Origin of the sequence: Actinoplanes sp. NPDC051470, from assembly GCF_040682035.1 — a bacterium.
Classification (GTDB): Bacteria; Actinomycetota; Actinomycetes; order Mycobacteriales; family Micromonosporaceae; genus Actinoplanes.
On sequence record NZ_JBFBAA010000039.1, the window covers coordinates 72,325 to 97,278 of the forward strand.

At 72.1% G+C, this 24,954-nt stretch carries 9 protein-coding genes; all 9 read right to left on the minus strand.

Features of this window, described 5'->3' with window-relative positions; all coding sequences use genetic code 11:
* Window positions 1–67: 67 nt before the first annotated feature.
* Window positions 68–1,225 (minus strand): alpha-hydroxy-acid oxidizing protein, encoded by a 1,158-nt coding sequence (locus tag AB0M54_RS41910; RefSeq protein WP_364477870.1) that lies wholly within the window; start codon window positions 1,223–1,225, stop codon window positions 68–70.
* Entirely contained in the window at window positions 1,207–1,980 is a 774-nt protein-coding gene (locus AB0M54_RS41915) for an alpha/beta fold hydrolase (protein ID WP_364331445.1), read from the minus strand. The genes AB0M54_RS41910 and AB0M54_RS41915 overlap by 19 nt, the downstream gene beginning before the upstream one ends.
* The gene (locus tag AB0M54_RS41920) at window positions 1,967–13,918 is read right to left on the minus strand and encodes an SDR family NAD(P)-dependent oxidoreductase (protein ID WP_364477873.1); all 11,952 of its coding nucleotides are present in this window, start codon (window positions 13,916–13,918) and stop codon (window positions 1,967–1,969) included. The genes AB0M54_RS41915 and AB0M54_RS41920 overlap by 14 nt, the downstream gene beginning before the upstream one ends.
* A 20-nt stretch (window positions 13,919–13,938) precedes the next feature.
* On the minus strand, window positions 13,939–15,093 hold the full coding sequence (locus AB0M54_RS41925; protein WP_364331436.1) for a cytochrome P450: 1,155 nt from the start codon (window positions 15,091–15,093) through the stop codon (window positions 13,939–13,941).
* A gap of 158 nt (window positions 15,094–15,251) precedes the next feature.
* Window positions 15,252–15,851 (minus strand): hypothetical protein, encoded by a 600-nt coding sequence (locus AB0M54_RS41930; RefSeq protein ID WP_364477876.1) that lies wholly within the window; start codon window positions 15,849–15,851, stop codon window positions 15,252–15,254.
* Window positions 15,852–15,913: 62 nt separating this feature from the next.
* Window positions 15,914–16,759 (minus strand): ABC transporter permease, encoded by an 846-nt coding sequence (locus AB0M54_RS41935; RefSeq protein ID WP_364331431.1) that lies wholly within the window; start codon window positions 16,757–16,759, stop codon window positions 15,914–15,916.
* Window positions 16,756–17,718 carry an ATP-binding cassette domain-containing protein gene (locus tag AB0M54_RS41940; protein ID WP_364331428.1) on the minus strand — a complete coding sequence of 321 codons (963 nt, stop codon included), beginning with the start codon at window positions 17,716–17,718 and terminating at the stop codon, window positions 16,756–16,758. Before AB0M54_RS41940 ends, AB0M54_RS41935 begins: the two co-directional genes overlap by 4 nt.
* Window positions 17,719–17,839: 121 nt before the next feature.
* Complete coding sequence (locus AB0M54_RS41945; RefSeq protein WP_364477879.1) at window positions 17,840–20,752, minus strand: condensation domain-containing protein; 2,913 nt, start codon at window positions 20,750–20,752, stop codon at window positions 17,840–17,842.
* Complete coding sequence (locus tag AB0M54_RS41950) at window positions 20,749–24,942, minus strand: amino acid adenylation domain-containing protein (protein WP_364477882.1); 4,194 nt, start codon at window positions 24,940–24,942, stop codon at window positions 20,749–20,751. Before AB0M54_RS41950 ends, AB0M54_RS41945 begins: the two co-directional genes overlap by 4 nt.
* Window positions 24,943–24,954 lie beyond the last annotated feature (12 nt).

The following is a 24,954-nucleotide window of genomic DNA, read 5'->3' on the forward strand; positions in this document are numbered from 1 at the left end:
TTACCGCTCCCCCGCGGCCGTTTCGAGACCCCAAAAGATCGGCTACGATCTATCGCCCGCGCCGCCGTCAGAGAGCAGCGCGGACGAGACACCGCGGGGTGAGGTCCCGCAGGCTCGTGCCGCCGCAGGCCGCCAGCGCCAGGTCGAACTCGGCGAGGAGGCACCGCATCACGTGCTCGACGCCGTCGCTGCCGCCGAGGGCCAGGCCGTACACGTACGGCCGTCCGTAGAGCACCGCGTCCGCGCCGAGGGCCAGCGCCTTGACCACATCGGCGCCGGTCCGCACACCCGAGTCGAACAGCACGGTGAAGTCCTCGCCCACCTCCGCGCGGACCGCCGGCAGCGCGTCGAGGGCGCCGATCGCGCCGTCCACCTGCCGGCCGCCGTGGTTGGAGACGACCACACCGTCGACCCCGAGATCCTTCGCCCGCCGGGCGTCGTCCGGGTGCAGCACGCCCTTGATCAGCACCGGCAGCCGCGTCCGGCCGCGCAGCCAGGCGATGTCGTCCCAGGTGAGCCCCGGGTTCGAGAAGACCGCCGCCCAGCGGGTCAGGACCGCCCGCTGGTCGGCGCCCGGCTCGAGGCCGGCCCGGAAGGCAGGGTCGTCCACGATGTTCGCCGCGCCGTGGCCGTGCAGCGGGGGAAGGAACCCGGCGTCGAGATCGGCCGGCCGGTAGCCGATGACCGGAGTGTCGACGGTGACGACCAGGGCGGTGTACCCGGCGGCCTCGGCCCGGTCGGCCAACGACGCCGTCACGGCCCGGTCGTTCACGCAGTAGAGCTGGAACCAGCGGGTTCCGGCGCCGTTCGCCTCGGCCACCTCCTCCAGCCCGACCGTGCTGACCGTCGAGAGCACGAACGGCAGCCCGAGCGCCTCCGCCGCCCGCGCGCTGCCGGCCTCGCCCCGCGGATGGGCCAGACCTTGGCCGCCGATCGGGGCTAACAGCACCGGCGCGGGCATCCGGTGCCCGGCCACCTCGGTCGTCAGGTCGCGGCTGCGCACGTCACGCAGCACCCGCGGGACGATGCGCCAGCCGTCGAACGCGGCCCGGTTGGCCGCGTCGGTGGCTCCGGTGCCGGCCGCGCCCGACACGTACCCGAAGGCATCGGCGCTCATCACCCGGCGGGCCGCCTCGGCCAGCTTCGTGAGGTCGGTCGGCAGCGACGGCCGGACGCCCGAGAGGCCGGCCAGGTAGATCTCGGCGGTCAGATCGCCGTACGCCATGACGCCTCCGACGCGGGGAAGTGCCGCAGGATCGAATCGATGACCTCGCGCCGGCGGCGACCCAGGTAGAAATGGCCGCCCGGGAAGGTCCGCAGCTCGAAGTCGCCGTCCGTGTGCCCGGCCCACGCGGCGGCGGCGTCGGGCGGCGTCGCCTCGTCGTCCTCGCCGAACAGCGCCGTGATCGGCGCGATGACCCGCGCACCGGGCCGGACCGAGTAGGCGGTCATGAGCCGGTAGTCGTGGCGAAGCGGAGGCAGCATGAGCATCAGCGCTTCCGGGTCGGCCAGCAGCGCCTCATCGGTGCCGCCCATCCGCCGCAGTTCCTCGACCAGGTCGTCGTCGCCGGCCTCGGGCGTCAGGGTCATCCGACGCGGGCGGGTCGGCGCGCCGCTGCCGGAGGCGAACAGCCGGCTGACGAGTCCGGGCCGAACCTCGTCGAGCAGCAGGGTGGTCTCGAACGCGACGATCGCGCCCATGCTGTGGCCGAACAGCACGGTCGGCGTCTCCGGGGTGGACAGCAGCGCCCGGGCGGCCGACCGGGCCAGTTCCCGGAGGTCGGCGGCCGCCGGTTCGGCGCGTCGCCACTGCCGGCCGGGGTACTGCATCGTCACCACCTCCACGCTCGGTGGCGCGGCCGCGGCCAGCGGGGCGGCCGCCCCGGCCGAGCCCCCGGCGTGCGGGAAGAAGACCAGCCGGTACGGGCCGCCCGGCCGGCGGTGGAAGACGGTCGTCCATTCCTCGCTACGCACCGCCATCGCCGTCACCCGCCTGTCCGTCGAGGCCGAGCTCCGTGGTCAGGTGGGCGACGAGCTCCCGTGGCGTGGGGTGGTCGAAGATCAGCGTGGCCGGCAGCGACACCCCCGTCCGCTCGGTGATCAGGTCGCGCAGCTCGATCGCGCCCAGCGAGTCCAGGCCGAGGTCACGGAACTGGGCGGCCGGTGCGACCGTCTCGGTGGCCTCCATGCCCAGCACCTCGATCACCGCGGCCGTGACCAGCTCCAGCAATGCCGTACCCGGGGCTTCCTGGGGCGCCGGGTCGGGGTCCGGCGCCGTTTCCCGGGCGGCGTCGTCCGGCCGGTCCCGGACCCGCAGGACCAGCTTGCCGATGTGCCGCGCCTCGGCCATGTGGCGAAACACCTGGGGCGCCTCGGTGACCGGCCGGACGACGGTGTGGACCGGTGCGAGGGTTCCCTTGTCGAACAGGCTCATGATCTCGTCGAGCAGGACCCGCACGCCCTCGGGCCCGGGATCGCGGATGTCGAACTGGCAGTAGGACACCCCGTCGTACCGGGCGGCGACCGACCGGGGGTCCCGGATGTCGGTCTTGCCCATGTCCAGGAACCGTCCGCCGGAGTTCAGCAGCCGCAGCGACGCGTCGGTCAGCGGACCGGCCAGGGAGTTCAGCACCACGTCGAGGCCCTCGGCGCGGCGGAACCGCTCCTCGAACGAGGCGTCCCGCGACGATCCGATGCGCTCGGGGGGTAGACCCATCGAGAGCAGGGTGGCCTGTTTGGGCGGGCTCGCGGTCGCGTAGACCTCGGCACCCAGGTGCATGGCGACCTGCACGGACGCCATACCGACGGCCCCGGTCGCGGTGTGCACGAGGACCCGTTCGCCGGGAGCGACCCGGCCGAGCCGGGCCAGCCCGTAGTACGCGGTGAGGAAGGCGATCGGCACCGAGGCGGCCTCCTCGAACGACCAGCCGGCCGGCACCCCGGTGAGGAACCGGTGGTCGCCGACGGCCAGCGGGCTCATCGTGTCGACCAGGCCCATCACGCGGTCGCCGGGTTTGAGCCGGTCGACGTCGGAGCCGGTCGCCAGGACCACGCCGGACGCCTCGACGTTCTGGGCCAGCGATCCGCCCTGGGCGCCGGCCGCCGGTGACACGAGGCCGAGGGTGGTCAGCACGTCGCGGAAGTTCAGCCCGACGGCGTGCAGGGCGATCCGTACCTCGTCCGGTCGCAACGACCGGTCGGGCCGTGCCGCCGGGACGATCCTGATGCGGTCGGGCGAGCCGGCTCCGGCGTACTCCAATCGCCAGTTCTCGTCCGACGGGAGCTGGAGCGTAGGGCGGGGCGTGCCACCTCCGGTGGGACGCAGGCGGAGCGAGTCGACCACGGCGATCGCGGCGCCCGTCCGATCCCGCAGGTCGACCCGGTAGGTGTCCGGGGCGAGGCGCGTGACCCGTACCCGGGCCGCCGGCGCGCCGGGGCTGAACACCCGGTAGCCGGTCCAGGCGAACGGGACCCGGGGCCCGGCGCCGCCCGGGGCGGAGGCCTCGACGGCGTGCAGCGCCGCATCCAGAACAGCGGGGTGAAGGCCGTACCCCGGGGCCTCGGTCTGCAGGGTCGCGGCCGGTTCCACCTCGGAGTAGACCGCGTCGCCGTCGCTCCACATCACCGAGGCCGCGCGCAGGTCCGAGCCGTACACGAGACCACGGGCGTCGAGCCGGCGGTAGATCTCGTCCCGGCCGACCGGGAGCACGGGAGCCGGCAGCGGCGCCGGCGCACCCGCGCCGGGCAGCGCGTCGGCCGGTACGCCGGCGGCGTGCCGTGTCCAGCTTCCGTCTCCGTCCGAGTCCGCGTAGACGGAGAGCGAACCGCGCGTGCCGTCGGCCGGCCGGTGCAGCACCACGCGCAGCCGGACGCCGTCCGCGGCGGGCAGTGGCAGGGCGCGCTCGATGACCAGCTCCGCGACACCGGCGTATCCGCTCTCCACGGCGGCCCGGTGGGCCAGCTCGACGAAGACCGATCCGGGCAGGATGACCCGGCCCTCCACGACGTGCGCGGCGAGCCATGGGTGGTCGCGGACGGAGACCGTACCGGTCCACACGACTCGGTCGGCCTCCGGCACCTCCACCGCCGGCGCGAGGATCGGGTGCTCCTGACGGCCGGACCGCCGGTGGCGCGCGGGCGCCGTCTCGAGCCAGTAGCGGCGGTGCTGGAAGGCGTACGTCGGGACGCCGACCCGCCGGGACGCCCCGGGTGGGACGATCCGGGTCCAGTCGATGTCGGCGCCGGCCACGTGGGCGTCGCCGACCGCGCCGACGAGGGCCGGCACCTCCGGTTCGCCGCGGCGCTGCAACGGGATGGCCCGGCCGCCCAGCGCCGCGCGGGTGAGCATCGACAGGGTGGCGTCCGGCCCCAGCTCCACGAAGCACTCGGCGCCGGCCTCCCGGGCGGCCCGGACGGCGTCGGCGAACAGCACCGGCCGCCGGATGTGCTCGGTCCAGTAGCGGGCGTCGGCCGGCTCGTTCTCGCCGAAGAGCCGGCCCGACACGGCGGAGATCATGCGTACGGTCGGCAGCCGGTAGTCCAGCCGGCCCGCGATCCGTTCGAACTCGGAGAGGATCGGGTCCATCTGGGGCGAGTGGAAGCCCTGGCTCACGTCCAGCGCCGCGGTCCTGATGCCGGCGCCGGCGAGCCGGCGTCCGACCAGGGCGACCGCGTCGGCGGCCCCGGAGACGACCACGGACCGCTCGCCGTTGACGGCCGCGAGGCTCACCCGGTCCGAGAGATCGGCCAGTTCCGGCGCCACTCGTTCGCGACCGGCCTGGACGGCGAGCATCGCGCCGTCGCCGGGCACCGAGTCCATCAACCGGCCGCGGGCCGCGACCAGGGCCGCCGCCTCGGAGAGCGTGAGCACGCCGGCCACGTGGGCGGCGGTCAGCTCGCCCAGGGAGTGGCCGAGCAGGTAGTCGGGGCGCAGACCCCAGTCGAGCACGAGGTGATAGAGCGCGACCTGATAGGCGAAGAGGGCCGGTTGCGCGGTGGCGGTGCGGGCGAGGAGCGCGCCCGAGTCCCCGAGCACCGCGTCGGCCAGGCGATGGGTGAGGTGGGTGTCAAAGGCCCCGCACACCTCGTCGAAGGCCTCGGCGAAGACCGGGAACCGCGCGTGCAGCTCCCGGCCCATGCCCGGCCGCTGGGTGCCCTGGCCCGAGAACATGAACGCCACCGGCGGCCGGACCGCGCCGGGCTCGGTGGGCTCCAGGTTGTCGAGCGACTCTCGCACGGCGTCGGGGTCGGTGGTGGAAACAGCGGCCCGGTACGGGAAGTGGGTGCGGCCGGTGGCCAGGGCCGCGGCGACGTCATCCAGGCCGGCGCCGGGGTCGCCGGCCAGCATCTCGCGCAGTCTCGTCGCCTGTCCCCGCAGCGCCGCGGCCGATCGGCCGGAGAGCAGCAACGGCAGGCCCGGCGTCGCCGGCCCGGGGTCCGGCGGATCCGCCGCGGGCGCTTCCTCGACGATGACGTGGGCGTTCGTGCCGGAAATCCCGAACGACGACACCCCCGCCCGACGCACCCGACCCCGCGCCGGCCACGCCACCTCCTCCACCAACAACCGCACCGACCCCGACGACCAATCAACATGAGAAGTCGGCACACCCACATGCAACGTCCGCGGCAACACCTCATGCCGCAACGCCATCACCATCTTGATCAAACCACCCACACCCGCAGCCGCCTGCGAATGACCAATATTCGACTTCAACGAACCCAACCACAAAGGACGACCCACCGGCCGACCCCGCCCATACGACTCCAACAACGCCGACGCCTCGATCGGATCACCCAACCTCGTACCCGTCCCATGCGCCTCCACCACATCCACATCAGACGCCGACAAACCCGCCGACCCCAACGCCAACTCCACCACCCGCCGCTGCGCCACCCCACTCGGCGCCGTCAAACCATTCGACGCACCATCCTGATTCACCCCCGAACCCCGCAACACCGCCAACACCGAATGCCCCAACCGGCGCGCATCCGACAACCGCTCCAACAACACCAACCCCACACCCTCAGCCCAACCCGTACCCTCCGCATCCGAAGAAAAAGCCCGACACCGACCATCCACCGACAAACCCTGCTGACGCGAAAACTCCGCAAACACCCCCGGCGTCGACATCACCGTCACCCCACCCGCCAACGCCAACGAACACTCCCCCGACCGCAACGACCCCATCGCCAGATGCACCGCCACCAACGACGACGAACACGCCGTATCCACCGTCAACGCCGGACCCTGCAAACCCAACGAATACGCCACCCGACCCGACAACACACTCGCCGACGTACCCGTCAACAAATAACCCGCCGAACCACCCACCGACTCATGCAAACGAGGCCCATAATCCGACGAACCCCCACCCACAAAAACACCCGTATCCGAACCCCTCAACAACCCCGGAACAATCCCCGCACCCTCCAAAACCTCCCACGAAACCTCCAACAACAACCGCTGCTGAGGATCCATCGCCACCGCCTCACGCGGCGACACCCCAAAAAACGACGCATCGAACAAACCCGCGCCCGACAGAAAACCTCCCTCGGACGTGTACGACAATTCACCGTCCAGGTCCCACCCGCGATCGACCGGGAAGGGCGAGACGGCATCGCCGCCCGACCTGACCAGATCCCACAGATCGTCGGCCGACGCGACACCACCCGGATAACGGCAACCCATCGCCACGATCGCGATCGGCTCGTCCGCGGACATCACCGAGGACGGCCCGACCGGCTGCGGCGACGAATCGCCGACCACCGACGACACCAGGAACCCGGCCAGCGCGACGGGTGTCGGGTGGTCGAAGACCACCGTCGTCGGCAGCCGCAGACCGGTCACCGACACCAACCGGTTACGCAGCTCCACGCTCATCAACGACCCGAAACCCAAGTCCTTGAACGTCAGCCCGCCGTCGGCCACCCCGCCACCGGAGACCACCGACACCTCGCTCAGGACCAGCCGCAGTGCCACCTCGGGCCGCTCGGCCTCCGGTCGTTCCCGCAGGCGCCGGGCCCAGGCCGAGCCGACGTCCGGCCGGTCGGCCGGCCGGCGCGCGGCGGACCGGCGGACCAGCCCGGACAGGATCGCCCGGGCGGAGCGCTGGAGCAGCGCGGTGTCGAGCGGGGTCGCGACCACGGCCGGCACGTCCACCGCGGTCACCGCGTCGAACAGCGCCATGCCCTCGGCCGCCTCGATCGGCAGCAACCCGGTCCGGGCAAGTCGTTGCCGGTCCTCCGGGCGCAGCCCGGCGGCCATGCCGCTGTCCAGGGACCAGACGCCCCACGCGCACGAGGTGGCGGGCAGGCCGAGCTGCCGGCGATGCCACGCCAGCGCGTCGAGGAACGTGTTGGCGGCCGCGTAGTTGGCCTGGCCCGCGTTGCCCAGAACACCCGCCACCGACGAGAAGAGCACGAAGTTCCGGATCGGCAGGTCCCGGGTGAGCTCGTGCAGGTGCCAGGCCGCGTCCACCTTGGCCGCGAGCACCTCGTCGACGAGCGCGGGGGTGAGCCGCCCGACCGTGACGTCGCGCAGGATCCCGGCGGCGTGCACGACGGCATGGAGCGGGCCGGTCGCGCACACCTCGGTCAGCAGCCGGGCGAGGGCCTCACGGTCCGACACGTCGCAGGCGCGGACCTCGGCGACGGCGTCGTGCGCGGCCAGCTCCGCGACCAGCTCGGCGGCGCCGGGGGTGTCGGCCCCGGACCGGCCGGTCAGCACGAGCCGGCGCACGCCGTGCCGGCGTACCAGCTGCCTGGCGACCATCGACCCGAGCGCACCGAGACCGCCGGTGATGAGGACGGCGCCGCCGGGTTCGAGCCGTGGTTCGCCACCGGGCACGTGGCGCGTCAGCCGGGGCACCAGCACCTCGTCCGCCCTGATGGCCAGCTCGGGCTCCGCCGTGGCGAGCGCGCGGGCGAGCGTCTCGGCGGTGACCGGCCCGTCGACGTCGAGCAGCACAAAGCGGTCGGGGTGTTCGGACTGGGCCGACCGCAGCAATCCCCACAGCGGCGCCCGTACCAGGTCGATCTCCGCCGCATCGTCCCCGGTGACGACCGCGCCGCTGGTGACGAGCACGAGCCGGCTGCCGGCGGCCCGGGGCTCGGCGATCCATTCCTGGACCAGGGCGAGCGCCTCGCGCAGAACGGCGGACACCGCGGCGGGGACGGTTTCCGGGCCGGCACGCTCGCCGAGGAAGGGCGCGAACACCACTGGCGGGGCGGCTGCCCCGGCCGCGTCGGTCAGGGCCAGGAGGCTCTCGAGGCCCGCCGCGGTCCGCAGGCCGGCGAGAAGCGGGGCGTCGCCGACGACCGCCCAGTCGGCGCGGTCCCAGAGCGGGGAGGTCGCCGGACGTTCCACGGGTTCCCAGCCGACCTGGAACAGGGACCGGCGCACCGTGTCGGCGGGCGAGGCGAGGCTGCCCGCCGGCAGCGGTCGCAGGGTCAGCCGGTCCGCGACGAGCACCGGCTGCCCGTTCTCGTCCCAGACCGAGAGCGCCACGGCGTCGTCCCGCACGAGGGTGAGCCGGGCCCGGGCCGAGCCCGTCACCGAACCGGCCACGTGCACGCCGCTCCAGGCGAAGGGGAGCATGACCGCGCCGGCCGAGGTGGCGGTCTCCAGCGCCCCGAGCTGGATGGCCGCGTCGAGCAGGGCCGGATGGATCGCGTACCCGTCGGTCGTGACGTCCTCCGGCAGCGAGAGCGACAGATAGATCTCGTCGCCGTCGCGCCAGGCCGCCTCGACACCCTGGAACGCCGGGCCGTAGTCGTAACCCAGATCGGCGAGGCCCTCGTACGGGTCCTCGAGGGCGGCGGCTCCGGGCGGCGGCCACTCCCCGAGGGACGGCCCGGCCTGCGGTTCCTCCGCGCCGAGGACACCCGTGGCGACCTGCTGCCAGTCGTCCTCGGCGGCGCGGGAATGGACCGTGAGCGGGCGGCGTCCGTCCGCGCCGGCCGCGCCGACGATCAGCTGCAGGTCGAGGGTGCCCGCCGGGTCGAGCACGGCGGGCGCCTGCAGGGTCAGCTCGTCGACCACCCCGAGCCCCGCATGGGCCGCCGCCGTGAGGAACAGGGTGCCGGGGAGCAGGATCGTGCCGTCGACGACGTGATCGGCCAGCCAGGGATGGGTCGCCAGGCCGAGGGTGCCGGTCAGAATGGTCTCGTCGCGGCCGGCCGGGGTGACGCGGGCGCCGAGGATCGGGTGGTCGCCGGGGCGGTGCCGGGTGGGGCTCAGCCAGTAACGCTCGTGCTGGAACGGGTAGGTCGGCACGCGCAACCGGGTGGCGGCCGGGATCGGGGCGTCGCGTACGGCGGTCCAGTCGACCGGGCGGCCGGTGACGTGCGCCCGGGCGAGGACGGTGTGGAAGTCGCCGAGGCCGCCACGGTCACGATGCAGCGACGACAGCACGGTCGGAGCGGCGCCGGGCAGGGTCTCGGCGGTCTGCTCGACGGCCACGATCAGCGTCGGGTGCGGGGCGGCCTCGACGAAGGTCCCGTGCCCGGCCGCGATCAACGCCCGGACGGTCTCGTCGAGCCGGACCGGCTCCCGCAGGTTCCGGAACCAGTACTCCGCGGTCAGCCCGGTCGTGTCGAGGGGCGCGGCCCGCACGGACGAGTAGAAATCGACCTCCGACGACACCGGCCGGATCCCGGCCAGCGTGGTGATCAGGCTGTCCCGTACGGCGTCCACGTGCGGGCTGTGCGAGGCGTAGTCCACCGCGATCAGCCGGGCCGTCACGTCCTCGCCCTGCCAGCGCTCCACCACGGCCCGCACTTCGGCCCGGTCCCCCGAGATCACCGTCTGAACCGGGCTGTTCACGCAGGCCACGTGCACGTCGCGGTACTCGGCCAACCGCCGGCGGACCTCGGCCGGCGGCAACGGGACCGACGCCATCGTGCCGGTGCCGGACAGGTCGGTGAGCGCCCGGGCCCGCACCGCGCTGACGAAGGCCGCCTCCGGCAACGTCAGCGCACCCGCCACACAGGCCGCCGCGATCTCACCCTGCGAGTGCCCCACCACGGCGTCCGGCCGCACGCCGTACGCCTCCCACAGCCGGGCCAGGCTCACCATCACGGCGAACAGCAGCGGCTGGACGACCTCGACCCGCTCCAGGTCCTCCGGGTCCTGACGATCCAGCACCTCCACCACGTCGAGACCCAGATGCGGACGCAGCGCATCGGCGCAGGCCCGCAACTCCCGGGCGAACACCGGCGACGCCGCGGCCAGCTCACCTCCCATGCCCACCCACTGCGAGCCCTGTCCCGGGAACACGAACACCGTGCGGCCGGTGTCGCCGGCCGTGCCGGTCAGAACGCGGGGGTCGGCGTCCCCGGCGGCCAGGGCGGCCAGCAGGTGCGGCACGTCGGCGGAGTCCGTGGCGGTGACCGCGGCCCGGTGGGCGAAGTGGGTGCGGCCGGTCGCCAGCACAGCCGCGACGTCATCCAGGCCGACGCCGGGGTCGCCGGCGAGCATCCGGCGCAGTTCGTTCGCCTGCGCCCGCAACGCCGCGTCCGTCCTGGCCGAGAGCAACAACGGCATTCCCGGTACGGCTGTCGCCGGCGTCTCGTTCTCGCGGGGCGCTTCCTCGACGATGACGTGGGCGTTCGTGCCGGAAATCCCGAACGACGACACCCCCGCCCGACGCACCCGACCCCGCGCCGGCCACGCCACCTCCTCCACCAACAACCGCACCGACCCCGACGACCAATCAACATGAGAAGTCGGCACACCCACATGCAACGTCCGCGGCAACACCTCATGCCGCAACGCCATCACCATCTTGATCAAACCACCCACACCCGCAGCCGCCTGCGAATGACCAATATTCGACTTCAACGAACCCAACCACAAAGGACGACCCACCGGCCGACCCCGCCCATACGACTCCAACAACGCCGACGCCTCGATCGGATCACCCAACCTCGTACCCGTCCCATGCGCCTCCACCACATCCACATCAGACGCCGACAAACCCGCCGACCCCAACGCCAACTCCACCACCCGCCGCTGCGCCACCCCACTCGGCGCCGTCAAACCATTCGACGCACCATCCTGATTCACCCCCGAACCCCGCAACACCGCCAACACCGAATGCCCCAACCGGCGCGCATCCGACAACCGCTCCAACAACACCAACCCCACACCCTCAGCCCAACCCGTACCCTCCGCATCCGAAGAAAAAGCCCGACACCGACCATCCACCGACAAACCCTGCTGACGCGAAAACTCCGCAAACACCCCCGGCGTCGACATCACCGTCACCCCACCCGCCAACGCCAACGAACACTCCCCCGACCGCAACGACCCCATCGCCAGATGCACCGCCACCAACGACGACGAACACGCCGTATCCACCGTCAACGCCGGACCCTGCAAACCCAACGAATACGCCACCCGACCCGACAACACACTCGCCGACGTACCCGTCAACAAATAACCCGCCGAACCACCCACCGACTCATGCAAACGAGGCCCATAATCCGACGAACCCCCACCCACAAAAACACCCGTATCCGAACCCCTCAACAACCCCGGAACAATCCCCGCACCCTCCAAAACCTCCCACGAAACCTCCAACAACAACCGCTGCTGAGGATCCATCGCCACCGCCTCACGCGGCGACACCCCAAAAAACGACGCATCGAAAGAGCCGGCTCCGGCCACGAAGCCGCCTTCGGACACATAGGACAGCCCGTTGCCGGTGTCCCATCCACGGTCGACGGGGAACGGGGAGATCGCGTCCCGGCCGGCCGCGACCAGATCCCACAAGCCCTCCGCCGAGGAGACGTCGCCCGGATAGCGGCAACCCATCGCCACGATCGCGATCGGCTCATCGGCGCTCGCGACGGTCGTCGGCAGCGGTTCCGCCGCCGTCTCACCCGCCGCCGACGACACCAGGAACTCGGCCAGCGACGTGGGCGTCGGGTGGTCGTAGACCACCGTCGTCGGCAGCCGCAGACCGGTCACCGACACCAACCGGTTACGCAGCTCCACGCTCATCAACGACCCGAAACCCAGATCCTTGAACGTCAGCCCGCCGTCGACCGCCCCGCCGCCCGCGACCACCGACACCTCGCCCGCGACCAGGTCGTAGACCTCGGCCGGGGTCATGGCAGCCAGGTCGGGGCGCGGTTCGGCGCCGGTCCCGGCCGGACGACCGGACGGCACGGCGGAGCCCTCGGCGGGCCACCAGTAGCTTTCGCCCTGGAAGGCGTACAGCGGAAGGTCGACCACCCGCGGCGACGTCCCGGCGAAGGCGGCGCTCCAGTCCACGGTGGCGCCGCCCGCGAACGCACGCGCCAGCGCCTCGGTTCCCTCGGGCGCGTCCACGCCGGGCGTGGTCCCGCCGCCGGCCGGTGGGCGCAGCGGATCATCGGCCACGCCCAGCACGACCCCGGCCGGCGTCTCACCGCCGGCCAGCCGGCGGAGCAGGCGCTCGGCCTCGCTGACCGACCCGGCGAGCACGACGGCCCGGTGCTCCATGACCTCGCGCGTCGTCGCCAGCGAGTAGGCCACGTCCACCGCTCGCACCGGCTCTCCCGAGGACAGGCGCTCGCACAGCCGGCCGGCCTGGGCGCGCAGCGCGGCTTCGGTTCGCGCGGACACGACCCAGGGCAGCACCCGCGGATCGGACGGCGGTTCCCCGGCCGGCTCGACGATGCCGTGGCGGGCGACGGAGGCCGGCGGTTCCGCGACGACCAGGTGGCAGTTGGTGCCGCCGACACCGAAGGACGAGACGCCGGCGATACGGGCGGCGAGCGGGTCGGGCCATGGCGTCAGCGCGGTCTGCACCTGCAGGCGCAGGTCGTCGAGGGGGATGTCCGGGTGCGCCGTGGTGAAGTGCAGGCTGGGCGGAAGTTCGCCGTGCGACACCGCGAGGGCGGTCTTGATCAGCCCGATCCCGCCGGCGGCGCCCTCGAGGTGGCCGATGTTCGTCTTCACCGAGCCCACCCGCAACGCGGGCCGCGACCCACGCCCAGGTGCGAAGACGGCGCCGAGCGCGCGGGCCTCACGGGGGTCGCCGGCCTTGGTGCCCGTGCCGTGCAGCTCCACGTACTGCGTCTCGGCCGGGTCCACGCCCGCCCGCCGGTGCGCCTCCCGCAGGGCGTCGGCCTGCGCCTCGGCGCTGGGCACGACGAGGCCCTCGCCCGTGCCGCCGTGGTTGACCACGCTGCCCCGGATGACCGCGTAGACGCGGTCGTGGTCGGCGACGGCGTCGCTGAGCCGTTTGAGGACGAGCAGCGCCGCGCCCGAGCCACGGGCGAAACCGTCGGCGTCCGCGTCGAAGACCCGGCTGCGCCCGGTCGGGGACAGCCCGCCGAAACCCGCCGCGAGCCAGGCGCTGCGCGGGCTCAGGTTGAGATGCACCCCGCCGCTGACGGCCAGGTCGGCCTCACCGGACCGCAGGCTCGCGCAGGCGGCGTGCACGGCGACCAGGGACGAGGCCTGACCCGCGTCCACCGTGAAGCTGGGGCCGTGCCAGTCCAGGTGGTGCGACACCCGGTTGGCGATCACGCTGCGGTGCAGCCCGGTCATCGCGTGCTGGGGCGCCGGCTCGGCCGGGTCGGCGCCGGGCAGCGTCAGGTAGTCGCTCGCGCAGACCCCGATGAACACTCCGGCGTCACCACCGCGCCGGTTGTGGGGCACGATCCCGGCGTCCTCCAGCGCCTGCCAGGCCAGTTCCAGCACGATCCGCTGCTGAGGATCCATCACGTTCGCCTCGCGACGCGAGATGCCGAAGAACGCGGCGTCGAACCGGCTCACCCCGGCGAGCCCGCCCTCCTCGTCGACGGCGTCCTCGCCCCGGAGCAGCAGCCGCCAGAACTCGCGGACCGACTCCGCCCCGGGCACACGGCACGCCATGCCCACGATCGCCACCGGTTCCTCGCCGAGCGCTACGACGTCATCTGCCACCTGAGCTCCTCGGTTCCGTGTCACCAGGCGACCGCGAGCCTGGCCAGGCCCCGCGTCGCAAAACTGTCCGACCAGGTCACGGCGTCGTCGCCGGCAGCCAGGCGCAGGCCCGGGAACCGCGTCCCGAGCCGGGTCAGCGCGACCTCCAGCTGGACGCGGGCGAACGGCGCGCCGAGACACCGGTGCACGCCGTGCCCGAACGTGACGTGCCGCGGCGGCCGCTCGCCGTCGACCCGTTCCGGGGCCGGGAACACGTCCTCGTCGTAGTTGCAGTGCAACAGCGAGACGATCACGCCCTGCCCCGCGCGGATGAGCGTGCCGCCCAGCTCCACGTCCTCGGTCGCCACCCGCGGGAAGCTCATCGGCGTCGCCGGCGTCACCCGGATCAGCTCCTCGATCGTCCCCGCGCCGGGCACACCCCCGGGACCGGCGTCGCCGGCGAGAATCGCGAGGACCGACATGCTCAGCTGACCGGCGGTGGTCTCGTAGCCGGCCATCAGCAGCGCCAGCCCGAAGCTGATCAGCTCGGCGCGGGAGAGCGCGCCGCCGTCGTTGGCCTGGACGAGCGCGCTGAGCACGTCGTCGCCGGGCTGCCGGCGTTTGCCGGCGACCAGCGAGGACATGTAGTCGACCAGGAGCAGTTCGTGCTGGGCCCGGACGGTGCCGTCGCCGGCCTCGGTCATGCCGAACAGGGCCACCACGGAGGAGTCGAACTTCGGCCGGTCGGCCTGGGGTACGCCGAGCAGCGCGCTCAGCGCGGCGAGCGGCAGCGGGGCGGTGTATCCCGCGACCAGGTCGGCGGGGCACGGTCCGGCCGCCAGGGTGTCGAGCAGCTCATCGGCGATCTTCTCGATCAACGGCGCCTGCCGGGCGACCCGATGGGTGGTGAAGGCGGCTGCGGCGAGCCGGCGCAACCGGGCGTGAGCGGCGCCGTCCATGCTCATGATCGAGTTGGGTGACGGGTTGAGGGAGCTCCATCTCGGCGCCTCGGGCCGGGCGGCGGCGGCCCGGCTGAAGCGGGCGTCGGTCAGCACCGTGCGACCCAGAACATAGTCGGTGACCAGCCACATCGGGTCGCCGTGGGGCACTTGCACCCAGGTCACCGGCCCCGTCGGAGACACGTCGAGGAAGGCCGGGAGCGGACCCAGCCTGCGCCGGCGGACATCGATCGACATCGGGCCCACTCCTCACACGACACCGGGCTGATCCACCCATGCTCGGCACGTGCGAGGAATTGATCATCGGCAATTACCGCCGTTACGCGGGCGCCGGCCGCGCGAACGCAACCGGCCGGCGCCCGTACGAACGGGGCCGGCCGGTGTGGCGGAAAGCGTCAGACGGAAACGGTCTCGCGGGCCAGCCGGGAGTGTCGGGTGACCTGACCGGCCGTGGCCCGCTCGACCTCGGTGACACGCAGTTCGAAGCGCGGCCGGCCGGGCTGCGCCTGGCCGTACGACGTGGCGGCCAGCACGAGCCGCCACTCGGTGTCGAGCCAGAGCATCACGCGCTGGATGCTGTGCCGCGAGTAACTCACCAGCAGGCGGGTGCAGCCGCGACCGGCGATCAGCTCGCGACCGGGCAGCTCGAGCGCCTCGGTCTCGGCCGGGTTGGGGAACCAGGACAGCGGCGAGGCGACCATGCCGGCCGGTTCCCGCAACCAGCCCTCGGCGCCCACCCGGACCGGCCCGCGCCGGTCGCTCGACGTGGACGGGGCCTCGCTGCGCCCGGCGAGCTTCGGCATGCCGATCGGCTCCTCGAGCAGCCACTGCCCGTCGACCATGCGGGTGAGCTGGAACGTGCCGTGTCGCGGCTCGGCCACCGGCGGACGGTTGTCCCAGTCGCCGCGCAGCACCAGCGCCGGGACGCCTGGGGACACACGTAGCCGCTCGGTCAGCTGTGCCCAGCTCACGGGCGTGCCGTTCTCGTCCACCATGGCCTCATCATAGGACCCGGCCCCGAACCGTGTGATCGGCCTGGCCGGCCGCCGTGCGCCGGTCAGGCGGACACCCGGCGTACGAAGGCCCGCAACGCGAACCAGACCACGGCCGCGGTGCCCACCGTCATCGCGGGGAGGAAGGCCCAGGCCGGCAGGTGCGGGATCTGCGGGGTGAGCGCGGCGCGCAGCCCCTCGCTGACGTAGACCAAGGGGTTGAGCAGCGACAGCACCTGCAGCCAGCGCACCGAGCTCAACGCCGCCCACGGGTAGAAGACGCAGCCCAGGAACGTGGCCGGGAAGATCACGACGGTGAACAGGGTCGCGGTCTTGCGGGGGTCCACAACGGTGCCGGCCAGCATGCCCAGGGCGGCCGACAGGATCGCGGCGGTGACCAGCATGAGCACGAGCAGCGGCAGACGACCGGCGGTCACGTCGGGACCTTGGCCGCCGGCGTGGACGAAGTAGGCCAGGGCGAAGACCAGCAGCCCGGCGAAGAGCGACTGCACCGCGCCGGAGACGATCTTCTGGACGCCGATGTGCCAGGTCGGGATCGGCGCGAGCAGCCGGTCCTCGATCTCGCGGGTGTACGCCAGCTCCATGACCAGTGGCTGGGTCACCGCGACGAGGCCCGCCGTGATCATGGTGCTGCCGATCAGCCCGGGGATCAGCACGGTCGACGCCGAGGCGCCGGTCGAGCCGGTGATCCCGCCCGCGCCACCCAGCTTCGGCAGGATGTACGCGAAGAGCAGGACGAACAGGGCCGGCTGCAGGGCGACCCGGGTGACGAAGGAAGGCAGGTCGTTGCGGAGCACGTGCAGGTCTCGCACGGTCATGACCTGGAAGGCGTGCCAGGCGCTGACCCGGCGGACCGGCGCCGTCGTGTCCGACGCGGTGGTGGTCGTCACTCTCGGTACTCCCGTCCGGTCAACATGAGGAAGGCGCTCTCGAGGCTCGGCCGGATGGTGGTGGCGCCGGTGACCCGCGCCCCGGCCTCGTAGCCGTAGGACACCAGGTCGGCCAGGACGACCTCGGGACTGCTGGTGAAGACCTTCACCGTGGTGCCGGTGATCTCGGCCCGGGACACCGCCCCGTGCTCCTCCAGCGCCTTGACGCGGTCGGGCGGGCCGGAGTCGTAGGTGATGGTGACGACCGTGTCGGCTCCGGCCAAGGCGGTCAGGCCGGCCACCTCGTCGCAGGCGATCACCTTGCCGTGGTCGAGCACCGCCACCCGCCCGCAGAGCGCCTCGGCCTCGTCCAGGTGGTGCGTGGTCAACAGGATCGTCTGGCCCTGGGCGTGCAGCTCGCGCAGCAGTTCCCAAAGGTTGTGCCGGGACTGCGGGTCGACGCCGGCGGTGGGCTCGTCGAGGAAGAGCACCCGCGGCTCGTGCACCAGGGCGCGAGCCACCACGAGCCGCTTGAGCTGGCCGCCGGAGAGCTCGTTGACGCCGGCCTTGCCGCGGTCGGCCAGCGCGAACCGTTCGAGCAGCTCGTCGGCGCGCCGGACCGCGGCGCGGCGCGACATGCCGAACATGCGCCCGCGGAACTCGAGGTTGGCGGCCACGCCGAGCTGCCGGTCGAGCGCGTCGCGCTGCGGCGCCACTCCGATCAGCTGGCGGACCAGCACCGGGTCGCGCAGCACGTCGACCCCCGCGACCTCGGCGGTGCCGGCGTCGGGGCGGGCCAGGGTGGTGAGCATGGCGATGGTCGTCGACTTGCCCGCGCCGTTCGGGCCGAGCAGCCCGAAGAACTCGCCCTCGCGGACCTCCAGATCGAGGCCGTCGACCGCGCGCACCGAACCGCGTGGCGACACGTACGACTTGGTCAGGCCGGACGCGCGAATTCCCGCTTCTGGATGCGCCGTCAAAGATCCTCCAGGCATAGTCGGAACGGGCGCGCGAAGGCACCCGGAATTCTCACGTAATTACACCGGGAATGGCAGCGCCACCAGGGGAAAAGGGGGTCAAACCGGGCGGCGGCTTCATACCTTATCGGCTGTCCCCACCCGGCACAACCGGACCCCGTCCACACCGGACACCCTGACCTCGCAGCCTCTCGTCGATCTTGGCGCAGATCTCGGTGACGTGCTCCGGTCGCAGCATGTGATGGTGTGACGCATTGATCTGGTGATTCTCAATGCGACCGGTGACGTACGGCCGCCACGAATCCGGGGTGAGCCGGTCATCGATGTCGTTCAACGCGGCGGTGAACAACAAAAGATCTCCCCGGAATTGCTGGAGCTCGAAACGCGGAAGCAGCGGAACGGTGTTCTTGCCCAGTTCCACGATCGCCGCCACGGTCTCGCGGCTCAGGCTGGCCAGCGCGCTGCCCTCGGAGCCGAGCAGGTCCACCGCCCGGGAGAAGTCGAGCGGCCCGTCGGTCGCCGGGTCGTGGGGCACGCCGACAAAATCGAGGAAGGCCGCGAGGATGTCCGCTTCCCGGACCGCGTTCACCACGTCGGTCTGGTCGGCGATCTCCGGGAAGGCCGCGAACGGATAGGTGTCCAGGACCACGAGCAGCTCGACCTCCTGGCCCTCGGCCTGCAGCCGGGTCGCCACGCCGTGCGCCAGCGCGCCCCCGAGCGACCAGCCGAGCAGCCGGTACGGCCCCTCCGGCTGGGCCTTGCGGATCTCGGTGAGGTAGTCCGCGACCATCTCCTCGAGCCCATCGACCGGCGCCGCACCGCGCAGGCCACGCGCCTGAACGCCGTAGATCGGGGAGTCCGCCCGCAGCTTTCGGGCCAGGCCGGAGTAGACCCAGCTGAGCCCGAGCAGCGGGTGCAGGCAGAACAGGGTCGGCTCGGTCCCGCCCGCGCGCAGTGGCAGCAACACGTCGAGGGCCCCGTCGGCGCCACCCAGTCCGAGGTGGGCCGCGACACCGGCCGGGGTGGGGTCCTCGAAGAGGTCGCGGATCGACAGTTCGGTGCCGAGCGCCGCCCGGACCCGGCTGAGCAGCGTGGCGACGAGCATCGAGTGGCCGCCGAGCACGAAGAAGTCCTCGTCCACGCCGACCGCCGACAGCCCGAGCACCTCGGCGAACAGTTCGCAGACGACCTGCTCACGGGGCGTGCTCGGGGCCCGGCCGGCCGTGCTCGCGACGTCCTCGGGCGCGGGCAGGTCCGCCGGGTCCATCCGGTCGAGCACTATCACGTTCTGGGGCACCATGTGGTCGGGCAGCCGGTCACGCAGGTGGTGGCGCAGGCCGGGCAGGTCGACCCGCCCGGTGACGTAGGCGGTCAGGCTTCCCTCGCCGGCCACCACCGCGGCCTGATCGACACCGGGGTACGCGCTCAGCACCCCCTCGATCCGAGCAGGGTCGATCGGGAAGCCCCGGATCAGCAGGTGATCACCGGCTTGGCCGAGATGCTCCAGCTCACCGTCCTTGGTCCAGCGGGCGATCTCACCGGTGCGGCACATCCGGGAACCGGGCGGGCCGAAGGGATCGGCGACGGAGCGTCCGTGGTCCTCCCCGACCGGGCCCACGACGTACACCTCCCCCGGCACCCCGGGCGGCACCAGCCGCAACCGCTCGTCCAGCACGCGCCGCGGTAGCCGCAGCATCCGCTCACGCTCGTCCTCGGCCAGGACCGGCAGGGAGCCCACCCGCCGGCCCGGCGAGCCGGCGGCGGCGCCCAGCATCAGCGCCCAGCGGCTCATCAGCGACTCGACCGTGGCCCGGTCGAACAGGTCGACGGCGAACTCGGCGTAGACGTTCAGCCCGGCCGGCTCGCCGTTCGCGCCCCAGCGTTCGGAGACCGACATGGACAGGTCGAACTTGGCCGTGCCGGTCGTCACCCGCACCGCCGAGACGCGCAGCCCGTCCAGGCCGCCGTACCCGGCCGGGGCGTTCTGCAGGGTCATCATCACCTGCACCAACGGCTGGTAGGCGCTGGACCGCACCGGGTTCAGCACCTCGACCAGATGGTCGAACGGCACGTCCTGGTGCTCGAAGGCGGCCAGGTCGGTACGGCGTACCCGGTCGAGCAGATCCGCGAAGGTGGGATCGTCCGACACGTCCGTACGCAGCAGCAGGGTGTTGCCGAAGAACCCGATCAGGTCCTCGAGCCCGTCCTCGGTCCGCCCGGCGACCTGCGATCCGATCGGGATGTCGGTGCCCGCGCCCAGCCGGTGGAACAGCGCCGCCAGCCCGGCCTGCAGCACCATGAACAGGCTGACCCCGTGTGAGCGCGCGGTGTCGATCAGGCTCCGGTGCAGCTCGGCGCCCAGCTCGGCCTCGAGGTGGTCGCCCCGGTGCGACGCGATCGCCGGACGTGGCCGGTCGAAGGGCAGGGTGAGCTGCTCGGGGATGCCGTCGAGCTGCCCGGTCCAGAACGTCACCTGGGCGTTGAGCAGGCTGTCCGGGTCCGACTCGGCGCCCAGCAGCTCGTGCTGCCACAGGGCGAAGTCGGCGTACTGGATCGCCAGCGGCGCCCAGCCGGGCGCACGTCCGTCCAGCCGGGCCCGGTACGAGGTCATCAGGTCGTTGGTCAGCGGGACCATGGACCAGCCGTCGCTCGCGATGTGGTGCAGGAGCAGCACCAGCACGTGCTCGGTCCCGTTCAGCCGCAGCAACCGGGCGCGCAGGGCCGGCTCGGTGGTGAGGTCGAACCGGTGCCGGACGATCTCCCGCAGGTCGCCGTCCAGCCGCGCCTCGTCGACGTCGATCACCGGCAGGTCCGGGACGCTCGTCACGATCTCCTGATAGGGCACGCCGTCACGGTCGGGAAAGATCGTGCGCAGGCTCTCGTGCCGGTCGACGACGTCCCGGACGGCGGCGCGCAGGGCGGGCACGTCGAGTTCTCCGGTCAGGCGCAGGGCGAGCGGGACGTTGTAGGCGGCGCCGCCGTCCTCCATGCGGTGCAGGAACCACATGCGGCGCTGCGCGAACGACAAGGGGATCATGAGTTTCCTTCCGGGCGCGGCCGGGGCCGGAGCCGCGGGCGTACGCGGGCCGGCTCGACCAGGTGATCGGCGAGCCCGGCGACGGTGGGGTTCTCGAACAGGGCGCGGATCGGCATCTCCACGCCGAGGGTGGCCCGGACCCGGCTGGCCAGCCGGGTCGCCAGCAGGGAGTGCCCGCCGAGCGCGAAGAAGTCGTCGTCGATCCCGATCGCCGGCCGGCTGAGCACCTCGGCGAACAGGTCGGCCAGCGTCTGCTCCCGCGGCGTGCGAGGCTCACGGCCGGCGGGGCCGCCGGCCAGCTCCGGTACGGGCAGGGCGCCCCGGTCGAGCTTGCCGTGCACGGTCAGCGGCAGCTTCTCCAGCGTCACGATGGCGGCCGGGACCATGTATTCGGGTAGCCGGTCCCGCAGGTGCGCCCGGAGCGCCGTGGCGAGCTGCCCGTCCGTCCGGGTGTGCAGCGGGTTGTTCGCCGTCCGATGACGTCCCGGCCGATAGGCGCCGACCGCCGCGCCCCCGAAGACCGCATCGAAGGCACCTGAATCGTCATCACCGGTCCAGGTCAGCACCGCACGACCGGCCAGCTCCGACGGATCCACACCGTCACCATGCAGCCGGGCATTACGAATGCCTCGAACCCGGGTTCGTTCCGGCCAGACCAGACCCGGATACCAGTCCACCACCGGCAGATCCCCGGACTCCGGGACCGCATCGCGGTGCAGCACCACGTCATACCGATACGCCGACAACTCATTGACGTAACCACCCGGCTTCAACCGGATCTCCACGCCGTGGGTGAACCCGGCGAAGAAATCAGGATCGAGCAACAACTCCTTCTCCACCGCGACCCCGTGATCCACCGCCCGCCGCAACCGATCACCCGACAACCGCGGCGACAACACCGCCTGATGCAGATGACGCAGCAACCGAAGATTCCGCACATCACCCACAAAGATCCGGCCACCCGGAGCAAGCAACGTGAGAGCCTGCCGGAGCACCCGGCTCAGATAGGCCGCGTCGGGGAAGTACTGCACCACCGAATTCAGCACGATCGTGTCGAAATGACCCTCAGGCAGACCGGTCACGTCATCGGCCGGCTGCGCGCGGAGCTGGACACGATCACCGACCTGGGCGCGCAACCGCTCGATGACCACCGAGGACAGGTCGGTCGCCCAGTACTCCTCGACCCGCTCGTGCAGTCGCGACATCAGCAGCCCGGAGCCGACGCCGATCTCCAGGATCCGTTCGCCGCCGAGTCCTTCGATGGCGGCCACGGTGTCGTCCCGCCACCTGTGCATCTCGGCCAGGTCGATCGGCTCGCCGGTGAAGGTGCTCCGCCAGCCCGAGAAGTCGTCTCCCCAGGCCGGCGTGCCACCCCGGCCGTACAGCTCGTCGTAGAACTCCTGCCACTCGCCGACCTGCTCGGTGTCGGCCGTCGCGGCGGCGCCTGCGGCGGGCACCACGTATCCGAAGAGGTTGTCGTCGCGTACCACCACGGCGGCCTGGTCGACCAGTGGGTGTTCGGCCAGCGCCGCTTCGACCTCACCCGGCTCGACCCGCAGACCACGGATCTTCACCTGATCATCAGCCCGCCCCGCGAACTCGACCTGACCATCCGCCGCCCACCGCACCACATCACCGGTGCGATACATCCGAGCCCCAGCCGGACCGTACGGATCAGCCACAAAACGCTCACCGGTCAACCCCGCACGGTTCACATACCCCAACGCCACACTCGCACCACCGACATACAACTCGCCGGGGACGCCCGGAGGCACCCGCCGCAGACGCTCATCCAGCACATACGCCCACGTGCCCACGATCGGGCGACCGATCGGCACACCACCACCGACACTCAACCGGTCCGACAACGTCGTACACACCGTGGCCTCAGTCAACCCGTACCCATTGACCATCAACCGGCCCTCGGCCCAGCGCTTCATCAACGCCGGCGGACACGCCTCCCCACCAACCAGCAACGTCCGCAACGAAGGCAGAGACGCCTCCGGCACGGTCGCCAGCACCGACGGCGGAATCAGCGTGTGGGTGATTCGCTCCCCCGCCAGCAACGAACCCAGCTCCGCACCGACCACCGGACCAGCCGGCGCCACCACCAACTCGGCCCCCGCACCGAAAGCCATCATCAGCTCCATCATCATCGCGTCGAAACTCGGCGAGGAAAGCTGCAACACCCGCGACGATGAATCCACCACCAGCCTCGACGCGTTCGCCGCCGCCAACGCCGCCAGCCCCCGATGCGGAACCACCACACCCTTCGGCGTGCCCGTCGACCCCGACGTGTAGATCACGTAAGCCGCGCTCGACGGCCTGACCACCACCGCAGGCGCATCAACCCGGCCCGCACCCGTGAACGGCTCGGTCACCGTCAGCGCCGCACCCGCGGTCATCAACGCCACCCGCTCGGCCGGAAGCTCCGGATCCACCGGCAAATACGCCGCACCCGCCTTCACCACACCCAGCAGCGCCACCACCAGATCAACCGAACGCGGCAACATCAACGCCACCACGTCACCCGGCCGCACCCCGGACTCCACCAACGACCACGCGACCGCGTTCGCGGCCTGATCCAACCCGCGATACGACAAACACCGCCCCCCACCGGACACCGCCGGCTCCGCCGACCAGCGCCCGACCAGCTCCGGCAACGTCGCCGGAGGCACATCGGACGTCTCCGGGCGCTCCCATCCGGTCAGCCGGTCGCGTTCCTGCGGCAGCACCACCTCGGCCGCGGCAACCCGCTGGTCAGGGTCGGTCACCAGTTCCTCGAGCACCATGACGTAGCGAGCCATCAACGCCTCGACCGTGCCGGCGTCGAACAGGTCCGTCGCGTACTCCAGCAGGCCCGAGATTCCGGCCGGTTGGGCGCCGCCTCGCTCGTTGAGGTGGATGGAGAGGTCGAACTTGGCGGTGTGGGTGCCGAGCGCGGCGCCCCGGATCTCCAGTCCGGGCAGGGCGAACGAGCCGCGCGGCGCGTTCTGCAGGGCCAGGACGACCTGGAACAGCGGTTGATGGGCGGTCGACCGGGCCGGGTTCAGCACCTCCACCAGATGTTCGAACGGCACGTCCTGGTGGGCGTACGCGGCCAGATCGGTCTCCCGCACCCGGCCCAGCAACTCCCGGAACGACGGGTCCCCGGAAACGTCGGTCCGCAGCACCAGGGTATTGACGAAGAACCCGATCAGATCGTCCAGCGCCTCGTCCGTGCGACCGGCGATCGGTGACCCGATCGGCACATCCGTACCCGCGCCCAGGCGCGTCAACAGTGCGGCCAGCCCGGCCTGCAGCACCATGAACAGCGACGCGCCGTTCGCCCGCGCCACCTGCGCCAACCGGGCGTGCAACCGCGCATCGATCTCGAACCCGAGTGTCGAACCCCGATAGGACGCCACCGCCGGACGCGGCCGGTCGAACGGCAGCCGGATCTGCTCCGGCACCCCGGAAAGCTTCTCCGCCCAATACCTCATCTGAGCACTCAGCAGACTTCCCGCATCCGACTCCGCACCCAGCAGATCACGCTGCCAGAGCGTGTAATCCGCGTACTGCGCCGGCAACGGCGCCCACTCCGGCGCCGATCCGGCGGCGCGGGCGGTGTAGGCCGCGACCAGATCACGGGAGAGCGGCTGCACCGACCAGCCGTCGCCCGCGATGTGGTGCAGCAGCAGCATCAGCACGTGCTCGTTCTCGGCGGCACGCACCAGCGTCGCCCGCAACGGCGGCTCGGTGGTCAGGTCGAACCGGTGCCCGGCCAGCTCCCGCAGGTCCACATCGGAGCCGACGATCGCCAGATCCGGAATCTCGTCGAGGACCAGCTGGTACGGCACGCCGTCGCGGTCCGGGAACACGGTCCGCAGGCTCTCGTGCCGGGCGGCCACGTCACCGACCGCCGCTCGCAACGCGGAGACGTCCAGGTCGCCGGTCAGCCACAGCACGAGCGGGATGTTGTAGGTGGCGCTGGGTCCTTCCATCCGATGCAGGAACCAGAGCCGGCGCTGGGCGAACGACAACGGCACCACCTCGGGACGCGGCCCCCGGGTCAACGCCGGGCGCGCATCCCGCGCCCGGCCGAGCTGCTCCGCGAGGCGCTCCACCGTCGGCGCCTCGAACAACATCCGGATCGGCATCTCCACACCCAGCGTCGCCCGGACCCGGCTGGCCAGACGCGTCGCCAGCAACGAATGCCCGCC

Bases quoted from the DNA above. Each gene is read 5' to 3' on its own strand.
- AB0M54_RS41945 (WP_364477879.1), bottom strand. From the start codon at position 20,752: ATGATCCCCTTGTCGTTCGCGCAGCGCCGCATGTGGTTCCTGCACCGC.
- AB0M54_RS41915 (WP_364331445.1), bottom strand. From the start codon at position 1,980: ATGGCGGTGCGTAGCGAGGAATGGACGACCGTCTTCCACCGCCGGCCG.
- AB0M54_RS41910 (WP_364477870.1), bottom strand. From the start codon at position 1,225: ATGGCGTACGGCGATCTGACCGCCGAGATCTACCTGGCCGGCCTCTCG.
- AB0M54_RS41930 (WP_364477876.1), bottom strand. From the start codon at position 15,851: ATGGTGGACGAGAACGGCACGCCCGTGAGCTGGGCACAGCTGACCGAG.
- AB0M54_RS41925 (WP_364331436.1), bottom strand. From the start codon at position 15,093: ATGTCGATCGATGTCCGCCGGCGCAGGCTGGGTCCGCTCCCGGCCTTC.